Origin of the sequence: Paenibacillus sp. (assembly GCF_031177825.1) — a bacterium.
Classification (GTDB): domain Bacteria; phylum Bacillota; class Bacilli; order Paenibacillales; family YIM-B00363; genus Paenibacillus_AE.
Genome location: NZ_JAPSKE010000044.1, coordinates 1 through 20,779, shown reverse-complemented (window position 1 = coordinate 20,779; position 20,779 = coordinate 1). Strand labels below are relative to the sequence as shown.

The 20,779-nt window shown below is 62.3% G+C and carries 21 protein-coding genes; 12 read left to right on the top strand and 9 right to left on the bottom strand.

Annotated elements, in window-relative coordinates; genetic code table 11:
- Window positions 1–81: 81 nt before the first annotated feature.
- Entirely contained in the window at window positions 82–1,305 is a 1,224-nt protein-coding gene (locus RIN49_RS27550; protein ID WP_309123319.1) for a GGDEF domain-containing protein, read from the bottom strand.
- Between the two features lie 152 nt (window positions 1,306–1,457).
- Between RIN49_RS27550 and RIN49_RS27545 the strand changes: the two genes are divergently transcribed.
- Window positions 1,458–2,591: a glycosyltransferase family 4 protein gene (locus RIN49_RS27545; protein WP_309123318.1), complete on the top strand. Its 1,134-nt coding sequence runs from the start codon at window positions 1,458–1,460 to the stop codon at window positions 2,589–2,591.
- Window positions 2,592–2,606: 15 nt separating this feature from the next.
- Here the strand turns inward: RIN49_RS27545 and RIN49_RS27540 are convergent, their stop codons facing one another.
- Window positions 2,607–3,392: a glucose 1-dehydrogenase gene (locus RIN49_RS27540; RefSeq protein ID WP_309123317.1), complete on the bottom strand. Its 786-nt coding sequence runs from the start codon at window positions 3,390–3,392 to the stop codon at window positions 2,607–2,609.
- Between the two features lie 152 nt (window positions 3,393–3,544).
- Here RIN49_RS27540 and RIN49_RS27535 point away from each other — a divergent pair, with 152 nt between their 5' ends.
- Window positions 3,545–3,934 carry a hypothetical protein gene (locus RIN49_RS27535; protein WP_309123316.1) on the top strand — a complete coding sequence of 130 codons (390 nt, stop codon included), beginning with the start codon at window positions 3,545–3,547 and terminating at the stop codon, window positions 3,932–3,934.
- 23 nt (window positions 3,935–3,957) lie between these two features.
- Window positions 3,958–4,407 (top strand): hypothetical protein, encoded by a 450-nt coding sequence (locus RIN49_RS27530; RefSeq protein ID WP_309123315.1) that lies wholly within the window; start codon window positions 3,958–3,960, stop codon window positions 4,405–4,407.
- Here RIN49_RS27530 and RIN49_RS27525 read toward each other — a convergent pair.
- Together RIN49_RS27525 and RIN49_RS27520 are read right to left on the bottom strand one after the other, a co-directional pair.
- A complete protein-coding gene (locus tag RIN49_RS27525; RefSeq protein ID WP_309123314.1) occupies window positions 4,354–5,397 on the bottom strand; it encodes a YkvI family membrane protein in 1,044 nt (347 codons plus the stop codon). The two genes, RIN49_RS27530 and RIN49_RS27525, sit on opposite strands and share 54 nt — an antisense overlap.
- 160 nt (window positions 5,398–5,557) lie before the next feature.
- Entirely contained in the window at window positions 5,558–6,316 is a 759-nt protein-coding gene (locus RIN49_RS27520; protein WP_309123313.1) for a hypothetical protein, read from the bottom strand.
- A 320-nt stretch (window positions 6,317–6,636) separates the two neighbouring features.
- Here RIN49_RS27520 and RIN49_RS27515 point away from each other — a divergent pair, with 320 nt between their 5' ends.
- From RIN49_RS27515 to RIN49_RS27495, 5 genes are all read left to right on the top strand, one after another.
- Window positions 6,637–7,212 (top strand): xanthine phosphoribosyltransferase, encoded by a 576-nt coding sequence (locus RIN49_RS27515; RefSeq protein ID WP_309123312.1) that lies wholly within the window; start codon window positions 6,637–6,639, stop codon window positions 7,210–7,212.
- A gap of 150 nt (window positions 7,213–7,362) precedes the next feature.
- A complete protein-coding gene (locus RIN49_RS27510) occupies window positions 7,363–7,695 on the top strand; it encodes a hypothetical protein (RefSeq protein ID WP_309123311.1) in 333 nt (110 codons plus the stop codon).
- Window positions 7,696–7,817: 122 nt separating this feature from the next.
- The gene (locus tag RIN49_RS27505) at window positions 7,818–8,057 is read left to right on the top strand and encodes a hypothetical protein (protein WP_375295297.1); all 240 of its coding nucleotides are present in this window, start codon (window positions 7,818–7,820) and stop codon (window positions 8,055–8,057) included.
- Window positions 8,054–8,824: an adenosylcobinamide amidohydrolase gene (locus RIN49_RS27500; protein ID WP_309123310.1), complete on the top strand. Its 771-nt coding sequence runs from the start codon at window positions 8,054–8,056 to the stop codon at window positions 8,822–8,824. The genes RIN49_RS27505 and RIN49_RS27500 overlap by 4 nt, the downstream gene beginning before the upstream one ends.
- A 223-nt stretch (window positions 8,825–9,047) precedes the next feature.
- Window positions 9,048–9,266: a YqzE family protein gene (locus RIN49_RS27495; protein WP_309123309.1), complete on the top strand. Its 219-nt coding sequence runs from the start codon at window positions 9,048–9,050 to the stop codon at window positions 9,264–9,266.
- A 31-nt stretch (window positions 9,267–9,297) separates the two neighbouring features.
- Here RIN49_RS27495 and RIN49_RS27490 read toward each other — a convergent pair whose 3' ends face one another.
- From RIN49_RS27490 to RIN49_RS27480, 3 genes are all read right to left on the bottom strand, one after another.
- A complete protein-coding gene (locus RIN49_RS27490; RefSeq protein ID WP_309123308.1) occupies window positions 9,298–10,215 on the bottom strand; it encodes a hypothetical protein in 918 nt (305 codons plus the stop codon).
- A 112-nt stretch (window positions 10,216–10,327) separates the two neighbouring features.
- Window positions 10,328–11,317 carry a YqhG family protein gene (locus RIN49_RS27485; RefSeq protein ID WP_309123307.1) on the bottom strand — a complete coding sequence of 330 codons (990 nt, stop codon included), beginning with the start codon at window positions 11,315–11,317 and terminating at the stop codon, window positions 10,328–10,330.
- Window positions 11,314–13,134: a DEAD/DEAH box helicase gene (locus tag RIN49_RS27480; protein WP_309123306.1), complete on the bottom strand. Its 1,821-nt coding sequence runs from the start codon at window positions 13,132–13,134 to the stop codon at window positions 11,314–11,316. The genes RIN49_RS27485 and RIN49_RS27480 overlap by 4 nt, the downstream gene beginning before the upstream one ends.
- A 232-nt stretch (window positions 13,135–13,366) precedes the next feature.
- Here RIN49_RS27480 and RIN49_RS27475 point away from each other — a divergent pair, with 232 nt between their 5' ends.
- The 3 genes from RIN49_RS27475 (at window position 13,367) to RIN49_RS27465 (ending at window position 15,587) form a co-directional block, all read left to right on the top strand.
- Window positions 13,367–14,158: a lipoate--protein ligase family protein gene (locus RIN49_RS27475; protein ID WP_375295298.1), complete on the top strand. Its 792-nt coding sequence runs from the start codon at window positions 13,367–13,369 to the stop codon at window positions 14,156–14,158.
- 51 nt (window positions 14,159–14,209) lie between these two features.
- The gene (locus tag RIN49_RS27470; RefSeq protein ID WP_309123305.1) at window positions 14,210–15,073 is read left to right on the top strand and encodes a glycine-rich domain-containing protein; all 864 of its coding nucleotides are present in this window, start codon (window positions 14,210–14,212) and stop codon (window positions 15,071–15,073) included.
- An 88-nt stretch (window positions 15,074–15,161) separates the two neighbouring features.
- A complete protein-coding gene (locus tag RIN49_RS27465) occupies window positions 15,162–15,587 on the top strand; it encodes a DUF4362 domain-containing protein (protein WP_309123304.1) in 426 nt (141 codons plus the stop codon).
- Here RIN49_RS27465 and dat read toward each other — a convergent pair.
- Together dat and RIN49_RS27455 are read right to left on the bottom strand one after the other, a co-directional pair.
- A complete protein-coding gene (dat, locus tag RIN49_RS27460; RefSeq protein WP_309123303.1) occupies window positions 15,584–16,417 on the bottom strand; it encodes a D-amino-acid transaminase in 834 nt (277 codons plus the stop codon). The genes RIN49_RS27465 and dat overlap by 4 nt on opposite strands.
- A gap of 20 nt (window positions 16,418–16,437) precedes the next feature.
- Window positions 16,438–17,163, bottom strand: a complete 726-nt coding sequence (locus RIN49_RS27455) for a hypothetical protein (protein ID WP_309123302.1) — start codon at window positions 17,161–17,163, stop codon at window positions 16,438–16,440.
- A gap of 420 nt (window positions 17,164–17,583) precedes the next feature.
- Here RIN49_RS27455 and RIN49_RS27450 point away from each other — a divergent pair, with 420 nt between their 5' ends.
- Window positions 17,584–20,187, top strand: coding sequence for an adenosylcobalamin-dependent ribonucleoside-diphosphate reductase (locus RIN49_RS27450; RefSeq protein WP_309123301.1), 2,604 nt, complete (start codon window positions 17,584–17,586; stop codon window positions 20,185–20,187).
- Window positions 20,188–20,779: the final 592 nt, after the last annotated feature.

Genomic DNA, 20,779 nt, shown 5'->3' with positions numbered 1-20,779 from the left:
CGTTTCAGGCGCGGGCTCGCCGGGCGAGGAAGCGCGCGGAAGGGAGGAATTCCCGTTCGCGCGGATCGAACAGCCGCCCGGTCATTCCATCGGCAGCGACCTGCCGGAGGACGCCGGCGGCCCCGACAGCGGCGGGAGTCCGGCCGCGGTCATGCCGGGCTTGTACGCGGTGACGCGGTTTTTCCCCGTCTTCTTAGACACGTACATCGCTTCGTCCGCCTGCTTCGTCAGCTGCTCGGCCGTCACGCCCTTGCGGTACTTCGCCCAACCGACGCTGACGGTGACGCCCGCTTCGGCTTCGACGCGCGCGCGCAGCCGCTCCGCGACCTTGCCCGGGTCGAGCTTCGGATCGGCGACGATCATGACGATCTCTTCCCCGCCGTACCGCCCGCCGACGCCGATGTCTTCGGCGATCTCGAGCACGATCGACGCCACCTTCCGCAGCGCCTCGTCCCCTTGCTGATGCCCTTTGGTATCGTTAAGCTTCTTGAAGTTGTCGATATCCGTGAAGATGACGCCTACGGCGACGCCTCCCTGCAGGTACTGCTGCAGCCGCCGCATGAAGAACCGGCGGTTGAACAAGCCCGTCAGCCCGTCCGTGATGGACGAGTGATAGACCGCCTGCATCAGCTCCAACACTCGCTCGAAGATGAAGAGAAACACGATGAAGAAAAAGACGACGGGCAGGAAATGCTCGGCGAACCGCAGCCCCGTCGCGCCTTCCTCGTATACGTAGCTGTTCAGGACCGCGGCGGAATGCGTCAAGAAATAAACGACGAGCGCCGTCTGGTACTTCGTCGTCTGTCCGACCGACGGCGTTACGAAATAGAAGCAGAAGAAGATAAGCGCGTATAAATAAATGTCCATCCATACGTTCAGGAATGCGTTCGCCTGAACGGACGCGGCGGCGGCAGGGTCCGGGAACAGCTCGGACGCCGCGTAATAACGAGCGCCCAGGATGAGCAGCGTCAGAATCGTTCCGAGATACGCGAGGAACGTCACCTTCCGCTTGGTTGGATTATAGAGCTGATATAAGCCGACGTTCAGCGCGATGAAAGACAGCGTCTGCAGACCGTTCACAAGATAAGCGCCGCCGTCGCCGGCGTCGGGCCAGGCGCCGATCGCGACGACCGCGGCGTATTGGACGGCGATCAAGAGCAGCGAGAACGTCAGCGAGAAGTAGGCTTTCTTCTTTCGCGACAGCATCAGTCTGAGGGACATGGCCGTCATTAGGAACAACATCAGCAGGATCATCAACGCCGAGACGATGCCGCCGGACGATCCGAAAAATAACTCGCTGGCCAAGGGAGTCGACCCTCCTTCGGGAATTCCCCCATATTGTAACAGAATTCGACAGCTTCGTCTTCCGGAAAACGCGCTAGACCTTTTCGTTGTCCCGGGCGTCGTTTTTCGGTATCCTTAGGGTAGGTTTTCTATGCATCAAGGGGGGGACGGCCGTGAACGTGTTGCAGGCGTTGTTTTTTCCGCCGGAACAGCCGGGCGGGGTATCTTCGATGGTACCGTATGTGCAAGAACGGTTCGTTCGGATGGGTTGGGGCATGGAGTTGTTTTCGATCCCGAAGCGGGTGCGGGGGAAGGGCACCGGCAGCTTCGAATTCGCAACGTTCGATTGGAGACGGTACGCGGGCGTGCCGATCGTCGATAGATATATGCAAATCTTGAAAGATTACGAATGGTGGACGAAACTTAGAGTCAAGGGAAACTACGACGTCATCCACGCGCACCATCCGGTGGCGGCGCTCGTCATGAAGAAGCTGTTCCCCGACACCCCGGTGCTCATGACGGTACACTCCAGCTTCGAGAAGGAGCTGCTGCTGAACGGGCGCATCGAAGAGGGCGGGCCGGAAGAGCAGTTCTTGACGTCGCTCTACGGAGAGCTAGAGCATCATGTGGACCGGCTCATGACGGTTTCGGAGGCGTTCAAGACGTATATGAGCGCGTACGTGAAGCATCCGGAGCGCATTCTCGTCATTCGCAACGGGTTCGACGAGAAGCGGTTCAAGCCCATGGCCCACGAAAACGAAGTCCCGCAGCTCATCACGATGTGCCGGCTCGTCCCCGCGAAAGGGCTGGACATTTTGCTGCGGGCGTGCGCGGAGCTGAAGCGGCGGGAGCTGCCGTTCATGCTTCATATTATCGGCGACGGGCCGATGCGGGAGGAGCTGGAGGAGCTCGCCAAGACGCTCGGCGTCTATGACGATATCGTCTTCTACGGCTATATGCTCCATCCGGAGGAGTTCATGCCGTTCTTCGACGTGTTCGTCCTGCCGTCGCGGGCGGAAGCGTTCGGGAACGTGTTCGCCGAAGCGGCGCTGTGCTGGCTGGCGCTCGTCGGCACCGACGTCGGGGGCATCAGCGAGCAGATCGATCACGGCGTGAACGGGCTGCTGGTGCCCGTCAACGACGTCGGCGCGCTCGCGGACGCCCTCGAGCAGGTCGTCGTCGACCCGTCCTTCCGCTACGAACTGTCCAGGGCCGCCTACGAGAAGGCGAAGTCGACGTATTCGCTCAACCGCGTCATTCGCCAGCTGAAGCGGCTGTACGTCGGCGCCGCGGAGCTCGGGGACTGACGGCGCCGGCGGGGATCATTCCTCGTAGATCATCTTGACGGTCATGCCGCCGTCGATGACGAGGTTCTGTCCGGTGAGAAACCCGGACGTCTCGTCGCTGGCGAGGAAGAGGCACGCTTCGGCGATGTCCTCGGGCTTGCCGACGCGGTCGACGGGATGCTGCGATCGGTCCCGTTCGGAGTGGACCGGTTCTAGCGCCCGGGCGCTGTATTGCCAGTCGCGCGTCTCGATCCAGCCGGGCGACACCGCGTTGACGCGGACGCCATGAGGTCCGAGACTGACGGCCAGCGCGTGCGTCAGCGCGAGGATGCCGCCTTTGGACGCGGCGTACGCTTCCGTGTGCGGCTCGGACATAAGCGCCCGCGTCGAGGCGATATTCACGATTGCGCCGCGCCGCTGCCGCTTCATGATGCGTCCCGCGGCGCGGGAGCAGAGGAACGTGCCGCGCAGGTTGACGCCGATGACGCGGTCCCACTCGGCGACGTCGAGCTCCAGCGGATCGCCGCCGCGGCCGATGCCCGCATTGTTAATAAGCGCGTGGACGCCGCCGAGCTCGGATTGGGTGACCCGCATCCAGCGCTCGACGTCCTCTTCGCGGCTGACGTCCGCCGCGAGATAGACGCCCTTGCCGTCGAAGCGGCGAATTTCGCGAATGACCTCGAATCCGGCGTCCTTGTCGGGATCGGCGATCGAGACCGCGTACCCGCGCTTCGCGAAAGCGTACGCGAGGGCCCGGCCGATGCCTTGGGCGCCGCCCGTAATGGCGACGACGGGTTGCGGAGATCCAGCGTGACTGCTCATAGAGGAATTCCACCGCCTTTTTCGTTTTTTGTTCGAAACCTAGGATTTGTTTCATATTGTATCCAATCGGTGCGTTCGCTTTCAAGCGCAGAACCGCACTGCGGCACAACCGCACAACCGGAGCGACAATCAGCACGAGGAGGTGCAACCGCATGACCGATCGCCGCAAGCCGTCCGTGCCGGGCAAGCCGTTCGTCCAAGGCAAGCCGATCGTGCCGGGCAAGGCGGAGGAAGATCCGCGCAAAATTACATACCGCGTCGGCTGGAAGAGCGGGACGATACACTTGCAGGACAAGGGCAAGCCGCGTCCGAGCCCGAGCGGCGGAACGCTGTCCGACTTCGCCCCGGACGGAGCGCCGAAGCCGGCCGCCCGCGAGCCGGCGCCGGCGGCGGAGCGTCTGCCCGCCGAACGGCTCGCGAAGCTGCTGCTCCGTCGGGCGCCGCTGCCGTCCGCGAAGGCGTGGCCCTTCCTTCTATCTTGCTTGCCGGCGGCGGCGTTCGCCGCCCTCGTCTGGCTGGCGTACCGTATGACGACAATGTAAAGATTCGGAACGGAGGGAGCTTCATGGATTTGTACTCGATGTTGGCCGGCGCCGCGGCGGTGATCGCGCTGCTGGTCGCCGGCTTCGGCGTGTTCGCCGCGTACATGGCGTTCGGCGCAAGGCGCGAAGCGGTGCGGACCGCGCTCGGACGATGGACCGTGTTCGATTATTTGATTCTTGCCGTGTTTCTGATCGGCACGCTGTTTTTGCTGGCGGACGCCGTGGGCGTCATGAAAGACCGCGACGCGTATCCGTATTACCACTACGGGTACTTGCTGTCCGGCCTCGTCTACAACGCGCTGGCGGGCGTCTTCCTGTTCGTGCGGCTCGGCATGACGTTCCGACTGCTCGGCGAGCGGGAGGAAACGGCGGCAGGAGCGGGCAGCGGGGAAGCGGGAACTGCCGATGCCGGAGCCGCGTCAGGCGGAGCTGCGCTGCCGGACGACGATCATCGCGAACCACACCAGGCTTAACACCCCGAAGAACGGGTACAGCGTCGAGAGCAGCGCTTTGAAGCCGACGAAGCTGATGCCGAAGCAAAGGATGAGCGCCAAGACGACGATCGTTCGCCGCTTCAGGCGAAGCCGCTGCTCCAGCTGGAGCGACAGGCCGAAGATGTTCGCGATGAACGTCGTGAAGATTTCGGCGTAGATGAGCAGCAAATACATAAGATGAATGACGGTCCCCATGCCGGCCACGACGAGGCCCATGGGGATTTCGTATTGAAAGATGACCGGCGCGTGCGTCGACAGCAGGATATGGCCGATGAGCAGCAACGCCCCGAGGCCGGCGCCGCCGATCACGCCGCCGAGACGAATGGCGGTCCGGTCCTTCACCGCCGCGCCGAGCGGCACGAGCACCGCCTGCGCCGACGCGAGGTTGAACGCCGTGTATAGGAGCGGGGCGATCCAGGCGCGCCCGGGAAGGTACGGATCGTCCTGATGCAGCCACTCGAACGTCAGGAAGTCGGCGTTCTGCGTCGTTCGGTAAAACACGATGCCCGTAAACACGAGCATGATCGGCACGACGACGGAATTGACCGCCATGATGCCCTTCATGCCTCCCATAATGACGACATACCCGAGCGCTAAGGTAACGCCGATGCCGAGCAGGAACGACATGCCGAGCTGCTCTCGGAAGACGGAGCCGGCTCCGGCCAGCATGACGATGGCGACCGAAAACAGTTCGACGAGCATCAGGAGCGAAAACCGCTCGCCCCACTTCGCGCCGAACAGATGCTTGTTCAAATCCTCGTAAGACGCTGCGCCGATTTCGTTGGCAAGCAGCATAACCTTCGTCCCTAACCAGATGAACAGCCCGGTCGACACTAGAATCGTTACGAGGGCGACGCTGCCGTATTTCGTGAAAAACTGCAAGATCTCTTGCCCTGTGGCAAATCCGGCTCCGACGACGGTTCCGATGTACGTGAACGCGATTTGCATCGTGGCGGCCGTACGCTTCATGCTGCGCCCCCCTGCCTGTACCGTGAATAGTACAAGGTATGACATCTTGAGGGGAAGTAGTACAAGGTCTCCGGACGCTGCGTTTTCGGAAAAGGAAAGAGCCGCCCCGGGCCTCATTCGAGGTCGTTTTCGGGACAGCTCTTACGGTTCACCTTATTAATTATTCCTCGGGAAATAACTTTATCGAATGGATCTTGTTCGTCTCCGGCTCGAGGTCCAACTTCAGAACGGCGCCGTCCGCGATATAGCTGACGACGAATTCCGTCTCGGATGCGGGCTGGCCGAGTTTCGCGATCGCGTCGTCCTTCGCGTCGCCGAGCCGCAGGCCGTTCAAACCGGGGCTGACGCTGCGCGTGCTCACTTCGACGAACAGCACTTTCTTATCGCGAATGCCGATCGTAAAGCCCGGATACGAATAAACCGCCGCGTCTTCCTTCTCGTCGGGGAGCAAGTATTTCTCCGTCGGTTCGCCGAACCGTTGGGTGACGACGTCCGCGTCCGCGCCGATTCCGATGCCCATCAACGTCGGATGAAGCGGATCGAACGTGCCGGTGACGTCGTAGTTGCGGCGATTGAACTCTTGCCGCGCTTCCTCCGCCGTCTTCATCGCCTCGCGGTCGTCTTCGTTCATGTACAGATCGTCCGGGACGTCCGTCTCGATCGTCTCCGCTTGCGGGGAAGCGACCGAAATGTTGTTCTTGTCTTTCGCGGGAGCGGTCTCCCCCGGCTTCGCGACGGCCTCCGACTCGGCCGGCTTCGCCGGCGTCTCGACGGGCGTCTCCGCCTCGGGTTCCGCGACAGGTCGTTCCGCGACGGACGCAGGCGGTTCGCTCGTCGCGGGAGCGGCCCCGCCGCCGGAGCAGCCCGCGGCAAGCGCAAGCAGCGCCGCCGCCCCTAATGTGCCCAGCCACTTTATCATATAATATCTACCCAGCTCTCTTCCCGATATGGATCCGTTTAATCTCTCTATAGGTCTTCCCTTACTATACGGCATCACGGCACTCCCTCACAAAGACGAATTTGCACCGATTTCAGGCGAATTTGCGGGAAAAGATCACGTTTTTGTTTCTAACAAGAAGCGTCACGTGTGCGCAATCATCATTTCATACGTTTCTATAATATTAGACTGGATTTGAATGGGAAAAGTTGCACGGAAAATGATGGTTGAATCGAATTTTCCGTTATGGTAATTTTATTCAAAACGGTGCGAACCGATGCGAGGCAACCGGAGGGAACGCGATGGAATTATTGAAGCGTCGAATTATCGAGGACGGACGGGTGTTGTCGGATCAGGTGCTCAGCGTCAACACGTTTTTGAACCATGGAGTGGATCCGGTCTTGATCGCCGAGATGGGGCGGGAATTCGCCGGGCGGTTCCGCGACGCCGGCGTGACGCGCGTGCTCACGATCGAGTCTTCCGGCATCGCGATCGCGTACGCGACCGCTGCGGAGCTGGGCGTGCCGCTCGTGTACGCGCGGCGGCGGAAGGCGCTGATGAACGAAGGCGAATACTACTCGGAGCGGGTGCCTTCCTTCACGAAGGGGATCGTCACCGACATCGTCATCTCGAAGGAAGTGCTGAAGGCGGACGACCGCATTCTGTTCATCGACGACTTCATCGCCAACGGAGACGCCGCGCGCGGCGCGCTGCGGATCGTGGAGCGGTCTGGCGCGACGATGGTCGGCGCGGGCATCGCGATCGAGAAGGCGTTCCAGACGGGCGGGAGCTTCTTGCGGGAACAAGGGATTCCCGTGTTGTCGCTGGCGCGCATCGCGTCGCTCGAGGGCGGACAAGTCCGATTCGCGGAGGAGTAAGCGGCCCGCAGCGGCCGCTTCGATCGGGACGGGCGGGGGAGAGCGTTTTCATAACCCGAATTTACAGCATTTTTCAACCTGTCTATGTCTTTCATCCTTCCGATTCTTGCTTTATAATGAGGAGTAAGTTTTGGAGAGGAGGGCGTCGCGATGGGGAATCAGCCGTTTACGAACGAGTATTTGGCGAAGAAGCTCTTGGAAGCCAAGACGCATTTTGAGCGGACGGTCGACTGCAAGCACACGGAATTTGATGACCTCTACCCCTATATGGTGGAACATCCTCAATTTTTCTGGTACAAACGGTACGTCGCTTGGTCCGAGCTGTTGACCATTGTTAACATATGCCGGGATTGCGAGTTCGAATGGACTTCGCATTTCACCGAAGCGCAAGCGGATTATGTTAGCAAGCGCGTCATGTCGGCGAAGGTGCTCGACCATTGGTTCGAGAACCAACCGAACGATTCGAAGGAACACGTCGGCTAACTCGCTTGTTCGGCTTCAAACCATGGAGAGAGGACCTTGGCGGCATGCCGGGTCTTTTTTCGTGTACATAGGGAACGTTATTCGAGTAAAAGGAGGCGAACGCCATCATATCGGAAGAAGCGTTGGACGCCTATCGGATCGACGGCACGCTGCTCCGCGTCGTGCGCGACGCGAATCGGGACAACGACGTGCGCGGCTTCGTCGTCGCGTGGGACGAGTCGTCGGTGCTCATCCGCAAGCGCAGTACGCGCCGACTCGTGAAGCTGGACCGACGGTACGTGTACCAGCCGGCGTCGGAGGAGCGGGTACTGCCGCCGGCGATCGCCGGCGCGATCGGCGAGGAAGAAGAGGCGGGCGAGTGAGCGCGTCCGAGCGGCCGCTCGGGGCGTGCGGGATCGACGGCGTGTTGGCGTCGATATTGGAGGCGGACGATGGAGGACCATGCCTCGTCGTCCGCTTCGACGCGCCTTGCGGCGCGCTGAGCTCCGCCGTCGTGGGCGGCGGGTTCGTCGAGACGTGCGGGGCGATCGTCAACCGCCAGGTGCCGAAGAGTTATATGGCGGACGACCCGGAAGCGGAGATGCAGGCGTTCCTCGTCCGGCACGGCTTCGAGGTCGATGCGGGCGTCGGCGCCGCCGGCGCTTCGGCCGGGCGGACGCTGGGGATGTTGACCGCGGCGTTCGTCCGCGAGGTCGGGTTCGCCGAGTGCGCGCTCGGCGACGGCGGGCGATCCGTCGCCTGCTGGGCGACGGTCGGCCTTGGCAATGCGGCGCGCGCGGGCCGCTTGCGGGAGCCTGCCGGGGGCTTGTTCCCCGGCACGATCAACGCCGTCGTCGTCGTCGACGGCGGCCTTGCGCCGGGCGCGTACGTCGGCGCGGCGTGCGTCGCGGCGGAGGCGAAGGCGGCCGCGCTCGGCGACCTCGGCGTTCGCGACCCGGACGACGGCGGGGCCGCCACCGGGACGACGACCGATGCGGTCGCGATCGTCGCTACGGGCCGCGGGGCGTACGCCCGGTACGCCGGCACGGCGACGCACGTCGGCCACGCGGTCGGCCGCGCCGTCTACGACGCCGTGTACGACTCCGGACGACGCTACCTCGCCTACGTCGCCGCGCGGCGGGGAGGCTGACGCAGGGGCTTCTTCGTCCGCCGGCCCATGCTCCGCTCGAACGGCTGCATCGTGCAGCAGATTTTGCACCACCCGGATGCGGTTATGCACCAAGTTGCGACATTCCTCGCCTCTTCGATCGAAGGAGCCGGTGGGGCGGGCCGTTGGCGGAGCGGAGACGGGGCGGGCGTTTACTTCGCGGCGGGCCGGGCATACTAGATGGGTAAAGGAGCGTGAACCGGCCATGGCCAAGGGCGAAGAGATCGTTAAATACGTCACCCAGAAGGTCGTCCAATATATCGATACCCCGAGCGACCGCCGCAAGCGGGAGCGCGAGCTGCGTCGGCGGAAGAACGAGCCGTGGACGACGCGGTGGTTCGGCATGATTCCGATGTCCGTCTCCATGCTGTTCGGCCGCGGAAAAAAAGCGCCCCCGGCAGGGAAAGCCCGCCGAGGGCAATAGGTATATAAGAAGAGGAGAAAAACCGAAGTCGTCAGCGGAAGGCGCCGACCGCAAGCAGCCGCTCGAGCGGCGCGTAGCGCGTCAACCCTTCCTGATCCAGCGCGACGTAGCCTCGGAGCGAGGCTCCCGCCGCCTGCGAGCCGTCCGCGGACGGCCACCAATGGTACCCCGCCACGCCGACCGGCGTCGTTACGGCGCCCCCGAACGCGGCGCCCGCGTACATCGCTTCGCCGTCGCCTCGACCGGAGAGCCAAGCGGCGAAGTCGCCCCAGCCCCGAATCGAAGCATCGGGCGCATCGAGCCAATCCAAATCCAGGTAAGGATCGCCGGGTTTCTTCATTATATGCAAGCGCTTCCCCGAAAGTGACTCCGGAGAAGAAGTCGCAACCTTCAGCCTATACACGTCTTCCTCGGCGATCGGCAGCCATGCGCCGTTCGCCGCATCCGCATAGCGGGTGACGCCCCCCTCCGACACTTGCCAGAACGCGTGCATCGGATCGAAGTACAGCCGCTCCACCCTCGCGTTGGAGGTGAACGCCACGCCTTCGAGTCCGTCGGATCCGAGCGCGCGATGCAATACCTCCGACGAAAATAACGAAAACTCGCCGACGCCGTATTCCAGAAGCTCGTATCCGCCTTCCGGCTTCGCGCCTACGACCATATAGCCGAGCGCGGCACCGCCCTGTCCGTTCACGAAGATTACCCAACCGTGCTGCCCCGGACCGAGCGGCGCCTTGCGCCACGTCGCGTCCTTCCAACTCCAGAACGCTTCGTCCTTCGCGAGCTCCGCAATCCATGCGGCCACCTGCGCTTCGAGCGACGTCTCCGTCGCCGACAGCACCGCCACCGTCGCGGAACGTTCGACCGCGGGAACCGACGACGTCGAGGCCCCGTGCGGCGCGGCGACGCCGATCGCCAGCGCCGCGGCCCATGCAACCCATCGTATCACCGTGAGCGTCACCTGCCTCTCTAAGGGATGGGACAAGCCGATACAACTAAGTGTAACGGAAGGGACGCGAGAAGTTTGTCCCTTCTTGTCCGCGAATTATAAGAACTTTTGTCTAATGCAGAACCGGCGTGTCGGAACCGAGATGGAAGACGCCCGCGCTGACGACGTTCGCCGTCACCCGAGGGGCGTACTGCCACGCGATCTCCCGCTTGCGCGCCTCGTACTGCGCCGCTGCGGCGGCGCGCTGCTCCGGATCTTCGAGTCCCCGCAGCAGCTCCTCGTAATACGCGTCGACGCGGGCGAGCTCGTCGTCGAGCCGCGCCTTCGCGTCCAGCGCCCAATCGTGGTTGTAATTGCGCAGCTCCCGCTCGAGATAATGCTCGAGCGCGGCGACCGCGCGCGGGATCGACCAGACCGGCCGCTGCACGAGCGTATTCGACGGCAGGCGAGGCGTGAGTGACAGAGCGGCCAACGTCTCGCCGAATTCTTCCACGATCTCGCCCGTCATGAGGGAGATGCCGAGGGAGTGGAGCTCGTCGCGCTTCATGTCGCAGCACAGCTCCACCTTGTAATTCACGGCGAGCCAGGTGTGGCAGACGGCGGGAGGCGCGCCCCGCGGCGCCTTCACGTCCTCGAACATCTGGACGAACCGGCCTTTCGAACGGACGACGCCGAACAGCTGCTCGAGCCGTCGGCTGCCGTACGTCACTTCGTCGTACGCGATGCGCCCCGGCGAGGCGGCCGCCGGCGCGAAGCCGAAGTAACGGCCGAGAATCGAATCGCCGCCCCCGTTCGGCTGCGGCGCCACCGAGGCGGCGGCCTGCTGCGCCGCGGTCGCGGGCTTCGGCGCCGGCGCCGCGCCGGAGGCTCCCGCGGCGGCCGCCGCCCGAGCTTCGGGATCGAAGACGAACGTCAGCGTCATCGTCTCCGCCGGCGCGCCGGTTCGCTCGACGAAGCTCCAATAATACGGCCGGTTCGTCAGGTCCCGGTCGGCCTCCGGCGACAGGCGCACCGTCACGTGCGAAGGCGACTTCTCCTGCACGTGGCACTCCGTCGCTTCCAAATACCGCATGACGAACTTCTGCACTTCCTTCGGATTCATGGTCTCGCCTCCGCTCCCATCGCTTCCGCGTCGACCGCGACGGCGTCGAGAATCGCGCCGATCCGGGCGCGCCGCTCGTCGGCCGCCGACGGTTTCCCGCCGCCGCGGCCGCCCCCGCCGACGGTTCGCCGCTCCGCGGCGATCGACGAGCCGAGCGAATCCATCCGCGCCCTCAGGTCGCGTTCGTCGGCGGCCTCCAGCACGATCTTCGCCAAGCTCGACTCGAGCGAGTCGCCGCGCTCGACGATCGTATCGAGCTCGCCGATGACGAGCTCGAACATGTTGATTTTCTCATGCAGCAAATTCAAAATATGCTCCTCGATCGTGCCCCGCGTCGACAGGTTGTAAATCTGCACGTCCTTCGTCTGCCCGAGCCGATGCACCCGGCCGATCCGCTGCTCGATCCGCATCGGATTCCACGGCAGATCGAAGTTGATCATATGGTGGCAAAACTGCAGATTGATGCCTTCGCCGCCCGCTTCGGTCGCGACCATGACCTGCGCCCGGTTGCGGAACAGATCCATCATCCAATCCTTCTTGCCCCGGTTCATGCCGCCGCGGTAGGGGACGGCTCGGATCCCCTTTTCCTTCAAGAAATTAAGCAAATACTCCTGAGACGCCCGGTACTCCGTGAAGATGATGACCTTCTCGTCGATGCCTTGGATGAGCTCCATCGCCTTCTCGGCTTTCGTGTTCGCCTTGATGCCTCGAATGAGCTCGACGAGCTCCCAAATCCGCGCCCGCGCGGGGGAGTCCTCGGCCGTCTTCTTGAACAGATTGACGAGCGTAATGAACACCGCGTCGCGGGACGAGCACACCTCGCGCTGCAGCGTCAGCATCGACAGCACGCTGCCGATGTCGCCGCCGGCCTCCTCGTAGCGCTGCTTCACGAACCGGGTGACTCCCTCGTACAGCTCCATCTCCTCGGGAGAGAGATCGAGTAGTACGTTCGATACGTTGCGCTTCGTGAACTCGACGCCGCCGTCGCTGCGCCGGTTGCGGATCATGACCTTCTGCAGCTCTTGCTGGAGCGCGTCCTCGTTCTTCGGCACGCGCTTCTCCGCGACGTAATTCGCCGCGAAGCTGCCCTGCGCGCCTAACTGGCCGGGCTTTAGCAGCGTAATGAGGTTGTACAGCTCGCCGAGATCGTTCTGCACGGGCGTCGCCGTCAGCAGCAGGCAATATTTCTTCCGCACTTGGTTGACGAATTGGTAGTTCGTCGTCTTCTTGTTTTTCAGCTTATGCGCCTCGTCGATGATGAGCATGTCGTAATCGAGCCCGAGCACGATGTCTCGGTGCGGATCGCGCTTCGCCGTATCCATGGACGCGACGATCACGTCGCACGTCTCCCACATATGCGCCTTCTTCTGCGCCGTCGCCGAGATGCCGAATTTGCCGTTCAGCTCGCGCACCCACTGCAGCACGAGCGAAGCGGGCACGAGAATGAGCGCCTTTTTCACAAGCCCTCGAATCATATATTCCTTCAAAATCAGCCCGGCTTCGATCGTCTTCCCGAGACCGACCTCGTCGGCGAGAATGGCGCGGCCGCGCATCTCGTGCAGCACTTTCTTCGCGGCGTCGAGTTGATGCGGCAGCGGCCGCAGCTTCGGCAGGTGGCGCAAGCATTGCAACTCTTCGAAACTGTGAACGAGCGCCGCCCGCTCCGCCTCGTATGCAAGCTGGTAGTGCGTGTAGTTGTCCCATGGCCCGTTCTTCGCCAGCCGATCCTCGAGCGCTTCGTGCCAGGACCGGTCGAACGTCAGCGTCAGATGGTCGTTCAGGGCGCGGGTCGGCTCCGGCAACACGGTTTTTCGCACAGTTGTTCGCCCCCTCGATGTAGAAAACCGCCGTATCTTTGAAAACATTACGTGTTAGTATGCACGAAACCGCCGTCATTCATAACCGATCAGGATTCTATCGAAAATGCTCCTCCCCCGCCCGGTTGCCATGGACGCCGCGCCGCGTGGTATGATGGGGACGGGTGATGCTGTTGTGGAAACGCGCGAATGGCGTTTGATTCGATCGGGGGCGGGCGCTCCCGATACCAATATGGCGGCCGACGAGGCCATGATGAAGGCGGTGGGCGCCGGGTCGGCGCCGCCGACGCTTCGGTTTTTCGGGTGGAATCCGGCGACGCTGTCGATCGGGTATTTCCAGAAGGCGGAGGACGAGGTCAGGCTTAGCGAGGTGCGTCGGCGGGGGCTCGGCTTCGTGCGCCGGCCGACCGGCGGCCGGGCGGTGCTGCACGACGCGGAGGTGACGTATTCGATCGTCGTGCCGGACGACTATCCGGGGCTGCCGACGTCGGTCACGGAATCGTATCGCGTGCTGAGCGAGGGATTGGTGCACGGCTTCCGCGCGCTCGGGCTGGACGCGGCGATGGTGTCTCTGGCGAGCGAGGAGGAGAAGGCGAAGTACGCCTCGGGCGGCTCCGCCGCCTGCTTCGACTCGCCGTCGTGGTACGAGCTCGTCGTCGACGGCCGCAAAGTGGCCGGGAGCGCCCAGGTGCGCCAGCACGGCGCGGTGCTGCAGCACGGCTCGATTCTGCTCGACCTGGACGTCGATCTGTTGTTCGAGCTGCTGCAGTTCCGCAACGAGCGGCTGCGCGAGCGGCTCGCGGCGTCGTTCGCCGACAAGGCGGCGGCGATCAACGAGCTGCGCGGCGCGCGAGGGCTGGCGCCGGTGGAGCCCGCGGCGGCGGAGGACGCGTTCGCCGCGGGCTGGGCGGCGGCGCTCGGCGTGACGTTCGCCGCGTCGGGGTTGTCGGCCGCGGAAGAGGCCGAGACGGCGCGGCTCGCCGCGGAAAAATACGGCGCGGACGTCTGGAATTTGCGCCGATAGCTGATACAATCATATGTATTAAGATGGTTATTTTAGGGAGGCGGCGTTGCGATGGGATGGTGGCGGCGGATCGGGAAGACGCTCGGCTTCGGCGCAGGGGCGAAGGCGCTGGAGCCGTATCCGCGCGGCGAGCTGGCCGACGGCTGCGGGCTGCGGCTGACGACGGAAGCGCTGCTGGCGCTGGAGCGCCGCGTCGCGAGCGCGTTCGGGGCGACGTTCCTCGAGCATGTGCGCGGTCGCGTCATGGCGGCGCATCCGACTTGGACGGACGACGGGTACGACTGGGCGCTGCTGGAGCTGCGGCGCTTCTTCTTCATGTCCGCCCTTCGCAAGGACGAGACGCCGATGTACAGCTCGGACGCGGACGCGATCTGGCATGAGATGCTGTTGTTCACGCGGGAGTACGAGACGCTGTGCGCGGGTATCGCCGATCGAACGATCGCGCACGTGCCGCACGTCGCGCCGCCGTCTCGCGCCGAAGCGCAGCGCGCCCGCGTCGAGTTCGAGCTGCTGTACGGGACGTTGTTCCGGCTGTATCCGGCGAACGAGCGGCTGCTCGGGGCGTTCGGGCGGCACCGGTTCGGCGGCGCGGAGGTCGAGGCGCTCGGGCGGATGGACGCAGATCGCATCGCCGCGCGCTGGTTCGCGGACGGCTCGGCAGCCGGGCTCGACGCGGCGCGGGCGCTCGAGCGGTCGGTGCAAGCCGGCCTCGAGGAGGCGCGGCGGCGCGGACCGTCGACGAACGATCCGCGGCTCGCGAGCGATTACGCGGCGGGCCTCATCGTCGTCAGCGTCTTAAACTCGTCGGCGTCCGGCGCGGACGACGCAGGCGGCGCGGGGGATGCCGGCGACGGGAGCGGAAGCGGCGGCGACGGCGGGGGCGCCTCGTGCGGAGGCGGCTGCGGAAGCGGGTAGACCGCGCGGGCGCGAATTCCGAACGTTTTTTCGGAATGGACGAAACCTTTTCCAGATCTTGTGCGTTAATGCTTCTAGAGGTGACGAGATGAGAAAGCTAATGGGGAGTCTGCTCGCGGCGGTCGTCGCCATGACGGCTGCGGGCTGTTCGTCGTCCGAGCCGGTCATGGCGCCGCTCGACGAAGGGGACATCGTTCATTCCGGTATCGGGCCGGAGGAAGCGAGCAATCTGGAACGGTTCGACGCGTTCCTCGCGGTGACGGCGAGCGGCGGGAACGACGCGGTGCGGATCGTCGACATGACGACCGAAGGGGACCCGATTTATACCGATATTTCTTATGCGGAAGGCAAGTACGTCGTCGTGGTCGACAACTCCGAGGACGCTTTCGCCTCCGAATCGGCGCGCAAACGCGAAAAGACGGCCGAGTGCACCGAATTGGTGCAAACCGACCGCCCCGACGAATTTCACGAATACGCTTGCGGAACTTACAAATTCATGGTGAAAGACTTCTAAATCCGCTTCGCGAACGCGGCTTGCAGCTTGCGCGCGATCGGACCCGGGACGCCGTTCGCCACCGAACGATCGTCGATTCGGACGATCGGCATCACTTCGACCGTCGTGCCGAGCAGGAACGCTTCGTCCGCGGCGTACAGCTCGTCGAGCGTGAACGCTTCTTCGCTAACGCGGAGGTCGAGCTCGCTCGCCAGCCGCAGCGCGACCGCGCGGGTGACGCCGTGCAGAATCAGGTTGTTGGCGGGATGCGTCCGCACGACGCCGTCCTTCGCGATCGCGATATTGGAAGAGCTGCCTTCCGTGACGATGCCGTCGCGATGCAGCACCGCCTCCGAGGCTCCGGCTTCGGAGGCTTCTTGTTTCGCGAGCACGTTCGGCAGCAGATTCAGGCTCTTGATATCGCAGCGGAGCCATCGGATGTCGGGCCGCGTAATGACGGACGTGCCGGATTCGAGCGCCGAGAGCGGCCGCGCGAGCGGCTTCGAGAACGCCGTCAGCGCCGGCCGCGCCTCCGCCGGGAACGGATGCGCCCGAGGCGCCGCGCCCCGCGTCAGCTGCAGGTAGACGATGCCTTCCGCGAGACCGTCCGCTTCGATTAACTGCTCGACGCCCCGCTCGAGCTCGGGGATCGAGAGGGGCAGCTCGATGCGGAGCTCTCGCGCGCTCCGCTCGAACCGCGCCCAATGCAGTTCGGGCTCGAACATCTTCCCGCTGTATACTCGAAACACTTCATATATGCCGTCTCCGAACGTATGTCCCCGATCTTCGACGTCCACCGACGCCTCCGATCGATTCATTAGCCGTTCTCCGTTCCATACGTACTTGCCCATGGTGCCGATTCTCCTTCGCATTAGGTTTGGCCGTTGCCGCTCTTGCCGTTGCCGCCCGCGCTTCGGGCCGTTGCCGCCGCGATCGCCGCGTCGAGGCCGCTTCCGCCGCCTCTGCCGCCTTCGTCGCCGCCGTCGTCCGCGAGAAGGCCGCCGAGGAAGTCCTCCTCTTCTTCTTCGGGAGGAGCGGCGCCTGCGGCGTCCGGCAGGGCGAGCGCCGGCTTCGCGCCGGAGAGCTGCTCGACGAGCAGCTGCGCCGCCCAATCGGCGAGCAGCTGCCGATCCCGCTCGTCCAGATCGCCGCCGGTCACTTCGAGCGGCTCGTTCGTCGCCGCGTCGATCAAAATATGGCGCTGCCGATGTTTATATTGCCCGAGCGTGATCCAGTACATCGCCATGCCGCCGTTGTCCCCGGCGACGAACTGAAACCTCCAGTCCCCGAAGCGCGGGTCCTGCGCCGCCATCAGCGCTTCGCCCTCGACGCCCGGCACCGGCACGACCCCGTCCCGCCTCGCGGCATGGTACGTCTTCAGCGATTCTAAGCTGCCCGTCTCGGGGGCGGCGAACCGCTTCAGCAGCCGGACGACGGCTTGATTGCCGCCGGACCGCTGCAGCTGCAGCAGGTTGGCGGGCGAGAGCGCCGCCGTCGGGATCCAGCGCATGCCGGGCAGCGCCATCGGATGCTTCGCGATCGCCGCCGGCTTCGGCTTTAGCTTCTTCGGCTTCTTCGGCTTCGGAATCCGCGTCACAGGGCCCCTCCTCTCCGTACTTCGCATTAATAAGAACTATTTCGTTGCGGCTTCCGCAATTCCTTTTTTACCCTCATGCGAATATTTGTTCTCATTCGGGTCATAATGTGTTACAATCTAGTGACCGGGGAAACGATCGATTCGGTCGAATCGAACGGTGTCGAAATCGGCGGGATTTTGTAAACCGGATGAAAGCGATTGTTTTAAGGGTTTGTAAGCACTTCTGAAATTCCTGCCAAAATCAAAAAATATTTTGCTAGAAACTACAACATCTAGTGACGTATAATGAACTCCGGACACAATATATAGTGATGGATTCTACATACATGGATTTACACATCATGTTCTTGTTCCGGAGGCGGTGTCGAAGGCTGACGGTGCTTATATTGTGTTTTTATCCACGTTGGGAGGGTGCGCCTTTTGAAGACGAAGCAAAAGACGAAGTTGGAAGGCCTTAGCGAGAAGATTTTCTTGGACCGGTATGCACGGAAGGATGCCGACTATAACAATACGAAGGTCGGGGACATCGTCCTCGCCTTAACGAAAGACGACCCGAAATTTCCGGCGAAAGAAGTCGGAGAGGTCATCGCGAGGAACGGAAATCAAGTTACGGTCAAGACGCGCTCCGGCGAGACGGTAGAGACGTCGGTCGAGAAGATCACGCTCACGGTCGAGAAGACGCCGGAAGAGATGTGGGACCGCCTCGCGGCCGCCATGGCGTCCGTCGAAGCGCCTGAGAAGCAGAAGCAGTGGACCGAGAACTTCAGATATATTTTGGACGATTGGAAGCTGGTCCCGGGCGGACGCATCGCGGCGGGCGCCGGCGCGAGCGACGAGCTGACGCTGTTCAACTGCTACGTCATCCCGTCGCCGCACGACAGCCGCGGCGGCATCATGACGACGCTGAGCGAAATGACCGAGATCATGTCCCGCGGCGGCGGGGTCGGCATCAACCTCTCCTCGCTTCGTCCGCGCCGCTCGATCGTAGCGGGCGTGAACGGCTCCTCCAGCGGGGCGGTATCGTGGGGCGGCTTGTTCAGCTACACGACGGGATTGATCGAGCAAGGCGGGTCGCGCCGCGGAGCGCTTATGCTCATGATCAACGACTGGCACCCGGATGTGCTTGATTTCATCACCGTCAAGCAGACGATGGGCCAAGTGACGAACGCGAACCTGTCGGTTTGCGTCAGCAACGCCTTCATGAAAGCCGTTAAAGAAGACCTCGACTGGGAGCTCGTCTTCCCGGACACGAAGGATCCGGAGTACGACGCGCTGTGGGACGGCGATCTGGAGAAGTGGAAGGCTGCCGGCAAGGCCGTGAAGCCGTACCGCACCGTCAAGGCGCGCGACATTTGGCACACGATCATCGAATCCGCATGGAAGTCCGCGGAGCCGGGCGTCGTGTTCATGGAGTACTACAACCAGATGTCGAACTCGTGGTACTTCAATCCGATCATTTGCACGAATCCGTGCGGCGAACAAGGATTGCCGGCCTGGGGCGTCTGCAACTTGTCGGCCGTCAACCTGTCGAAGTTCTACGACGAGAAGAAGAAGGACGTCGCGTGGGATGAGCTCGGCAAGACGGTTCGTTACTCGGTACGCTTTCTCGACAACGTCATCGACAAGACGCCGTACCACTTCGAGGAAAACCAAAAGAACCAGCAAGGCGAGCGCCGCGTCGGCCTCGGCACGATGGGTCTCGCGGAATTGATGATCAAGCTCGAAATTCGTTACGGCAGCCCGGAATCGCTCGTATTCCTCGATAAGCTCTACGGCTTCATGGCGAAGGAAGCGTACATCTCTTCCTCCGAAATCGCCGTGGAGAAGGGGTCGTTCACGCACTTCGAGTACGAGAAGTTCATGCAGAGCGGGTTCATGAAGAACATCGTCTCCGAATATCCGGAGGTCGGTGCGGCGATCAAGAAGAACGGCATGCGGAACGTTACGGTCATCACGCAGGCGCCTACGGGCAGCACCGGCACGATGGTCGGCACGTCCACAGGCATCGAGCCGTACTTCGCGTTCGAGTACTACCGTCAGAGCCGCCTCGGCTTCGACAAGCAGCTCGTACCGATCGCGCAAGAGTGGAAGGACAAGAACCCGGGTCAAGAGCTTCCGGAATGGTTCGTCACTTCGATGGACCTGTCCGCGAAAGATCATATCCGCGTGCAAGCGGCGATCCAACGTTGGGTCGACAGCTCCATCTCCAAGACGGCGAACTGCCCGTCCGACTTCACGGTCGAAGAGACGAAAGAGTTGTATGAACTTGCATTCGACCTCGGCTGCAAAGGCGTAACGATTTACCGCGACGGCAGCCGCGACGTCCAAGTCCTCAGCACGAAGAAGGACGAGGACAAGAAGGAAGAAGCCGCAGCACCGGAAGCTTCGAAGGAAGAGCAAGCGATCGAAGCGATCGCGTCGCTCCCGATCAAGGCGACGCCGGAGCAGCAGCAAGTATTCGACAAGCAGTACCAACGCCGTCCGCAAGTACTTCGCGGCGCGACGTATAAGTTCAATACGCCGTTCGGAATTGCCTATATCACGATCAACGATTCGAACGGTACGCCGAACGAAGTGTTCCTGAACGTAGGCAAGGCCGGCTCCGACGTCTTCGCGATGTCCGAAGCGCTCGGCCGCGTCATCTCGCTGTTCCTCCGTTATGGGGATCACGGCAGCAAGACGGATCTTCTGATCAAGCACCTCAAGGGCATCGGCGGCTCCGGTGCCGTCGGCTTCGGTCCGAATCGTGTAGAATCGATCGCGGACGCCGTCGCGAAGGCGCTCGAGATTCATAAGGAAAATGCAGAAGCAAGCGCCGTCTACGAGGACAACGCGAACCACCTCGTGACCGCTACGCAGGAAATCGAAGCACCCGCACCCGCACCGGCACCGGCAGCACCGGTCATGAAGAAGCTTCACGTCGCTTCCTCCACCGACTTGTGCCCGGGTTGCGGATCAGCCTCGCTCGTGAACAGCGAAGGCTGCAAGACGTGCACGAATTGCGGCTACAGCAAGTGTAGCTAATATTTGACATAATAACAGGCATCTGTGGCGCTGTGATGTTTCACCAAAAGTTGTAAATGGTTCACAATAAGCTGTAGATTTTGTTTCACAGTTCGTTTCATACACACATATGTATATTTATGCAATACAAAAACCCAACCAGTGTACAACTTTGGTTGGGTTTTTTCCATTGTAGCGATTTCGTGAGGATTCATCGAAGAAGGAAACGCGGAGAAGATCCTACAACAGGTCCGATTTAAGGGGAAACTATATTGCATCCAGGAATCGAACGGTTATACAAGCCTCGGGATTATCGGAGCTCGCAAAGCATTTTGAGCTCGATTCAGCCTGGGTTTGATGAACCGGCCAAGATGCGGACACCTGATCTTGCATCGTTTCCGCCGTCTCGATCACAAAATTCTTGACAGACCCTATTTTAAATCATCATCGGCTGAACTAAACCAGCTAATGAGAAGTATGGGTTTAAAGCTAAATCAAGGAACAGTTCTTTTCTTGTTAAGAGGGCGTAGATCCAGTGAAGGAGCTTGTTTATGCAGGCTACAATGGCTACACGGTATGGTTTTCCTTCTTCACGCTTCTTATCGTAGTATTC

Bases quoted from the DNA above. Each gene is read 5' to 3' on its own strand.
- RIN49_RS27515 (WP_309123312.1), top strand. From the start codon at position 6,637: ATGGAATTATTGAAGCGTCGAATTATCGAGGACGGACGGGTGTTGTCG.
- RIN49_RS27540 (WP_309123317.1), bottom strand. From the start codon at position 3,392: ATGAGCAGTCACGCTGGATCTCCGCAACCCGTCGTCGCCATTACGGGC.
- RIN49_RS27535 (WP_309123316.1), top strand. From the start codon at position 3,545: ATGACCGATCGCCGCAAGCCGTCCGTGCCGGGCAAGCCGTTCGTCCAA.
- dat (WP_309123303.1), bottom strand. From the start codon at position 16,417: ATGGGCAAGTACGTATGGAACGGAGAACGGCTAATGAATCGATCGGAG.
- RIN49_RS27530 (WP_309123315.1), top strand. From the start codon at position 3,958: ATGGATTTGTACTCGATGTTGGCCGGCGCCGCGGCGGTGATCGCGCTG.
- RIN49_RS27520 (WP_309123313.1), bottom strand. From the start codon at position 6,316: ATGATAAAGTGGCTGGGCACATTAGGGGCGGCGGCGCTGCTTGCGCTT.
- RIN49_RS27485 (WP_309123307.1), bottom strand. From the start codon at position 11,317: ATGAATCCGAAGGAAGTGCAGAAGTTCGTCATGCGGTATTTGGAAGCG.
- RIN49_RS27525 (WP_309123314.1), bottom strand. From the start codon at position 5,397: ATGAAGCGTACGGCCGCCACGATGCAAATCGCGTTCACGTACATCGGA.
- RIN49_RS27475 (WP_375295298.1), top strand. From the start codon at position 13,367: ATGGCGGCCGACGAGGCCATGATGAAGGCGGTGGGCGCCGGGTCGGCG.
- RIN49_RS27465 (WP_309123304.1), top strand. From the start codon at position 15,162: ATGAGAAAGCTAATGGGGAGTCTGCTCGCGGCGGTCGTCGCCATGACG.
- RIN49_RS27495 (WP_309123309.1), top strand. From the start codon at position 9,048: ATGGCCAAGGGCGAAGAGATCGTTAAATACGTCACCCAGAAGGTCGTC.
- RIN49_RS27470 (WP_309123305.1), top strand. From the start codon at position 14,210: ATGGGATGGTGGCGGCGGATCGGGAAGACGCTCGGCTTCGGCGCAGGG.
- RIN49_RS27510 (WP_309123311.1), top strand. From the start codon at position 7,363: ATGGGGAATCAGCCGTTTACGAACGAGTATTTGGCGAAGAAGCTCTTG.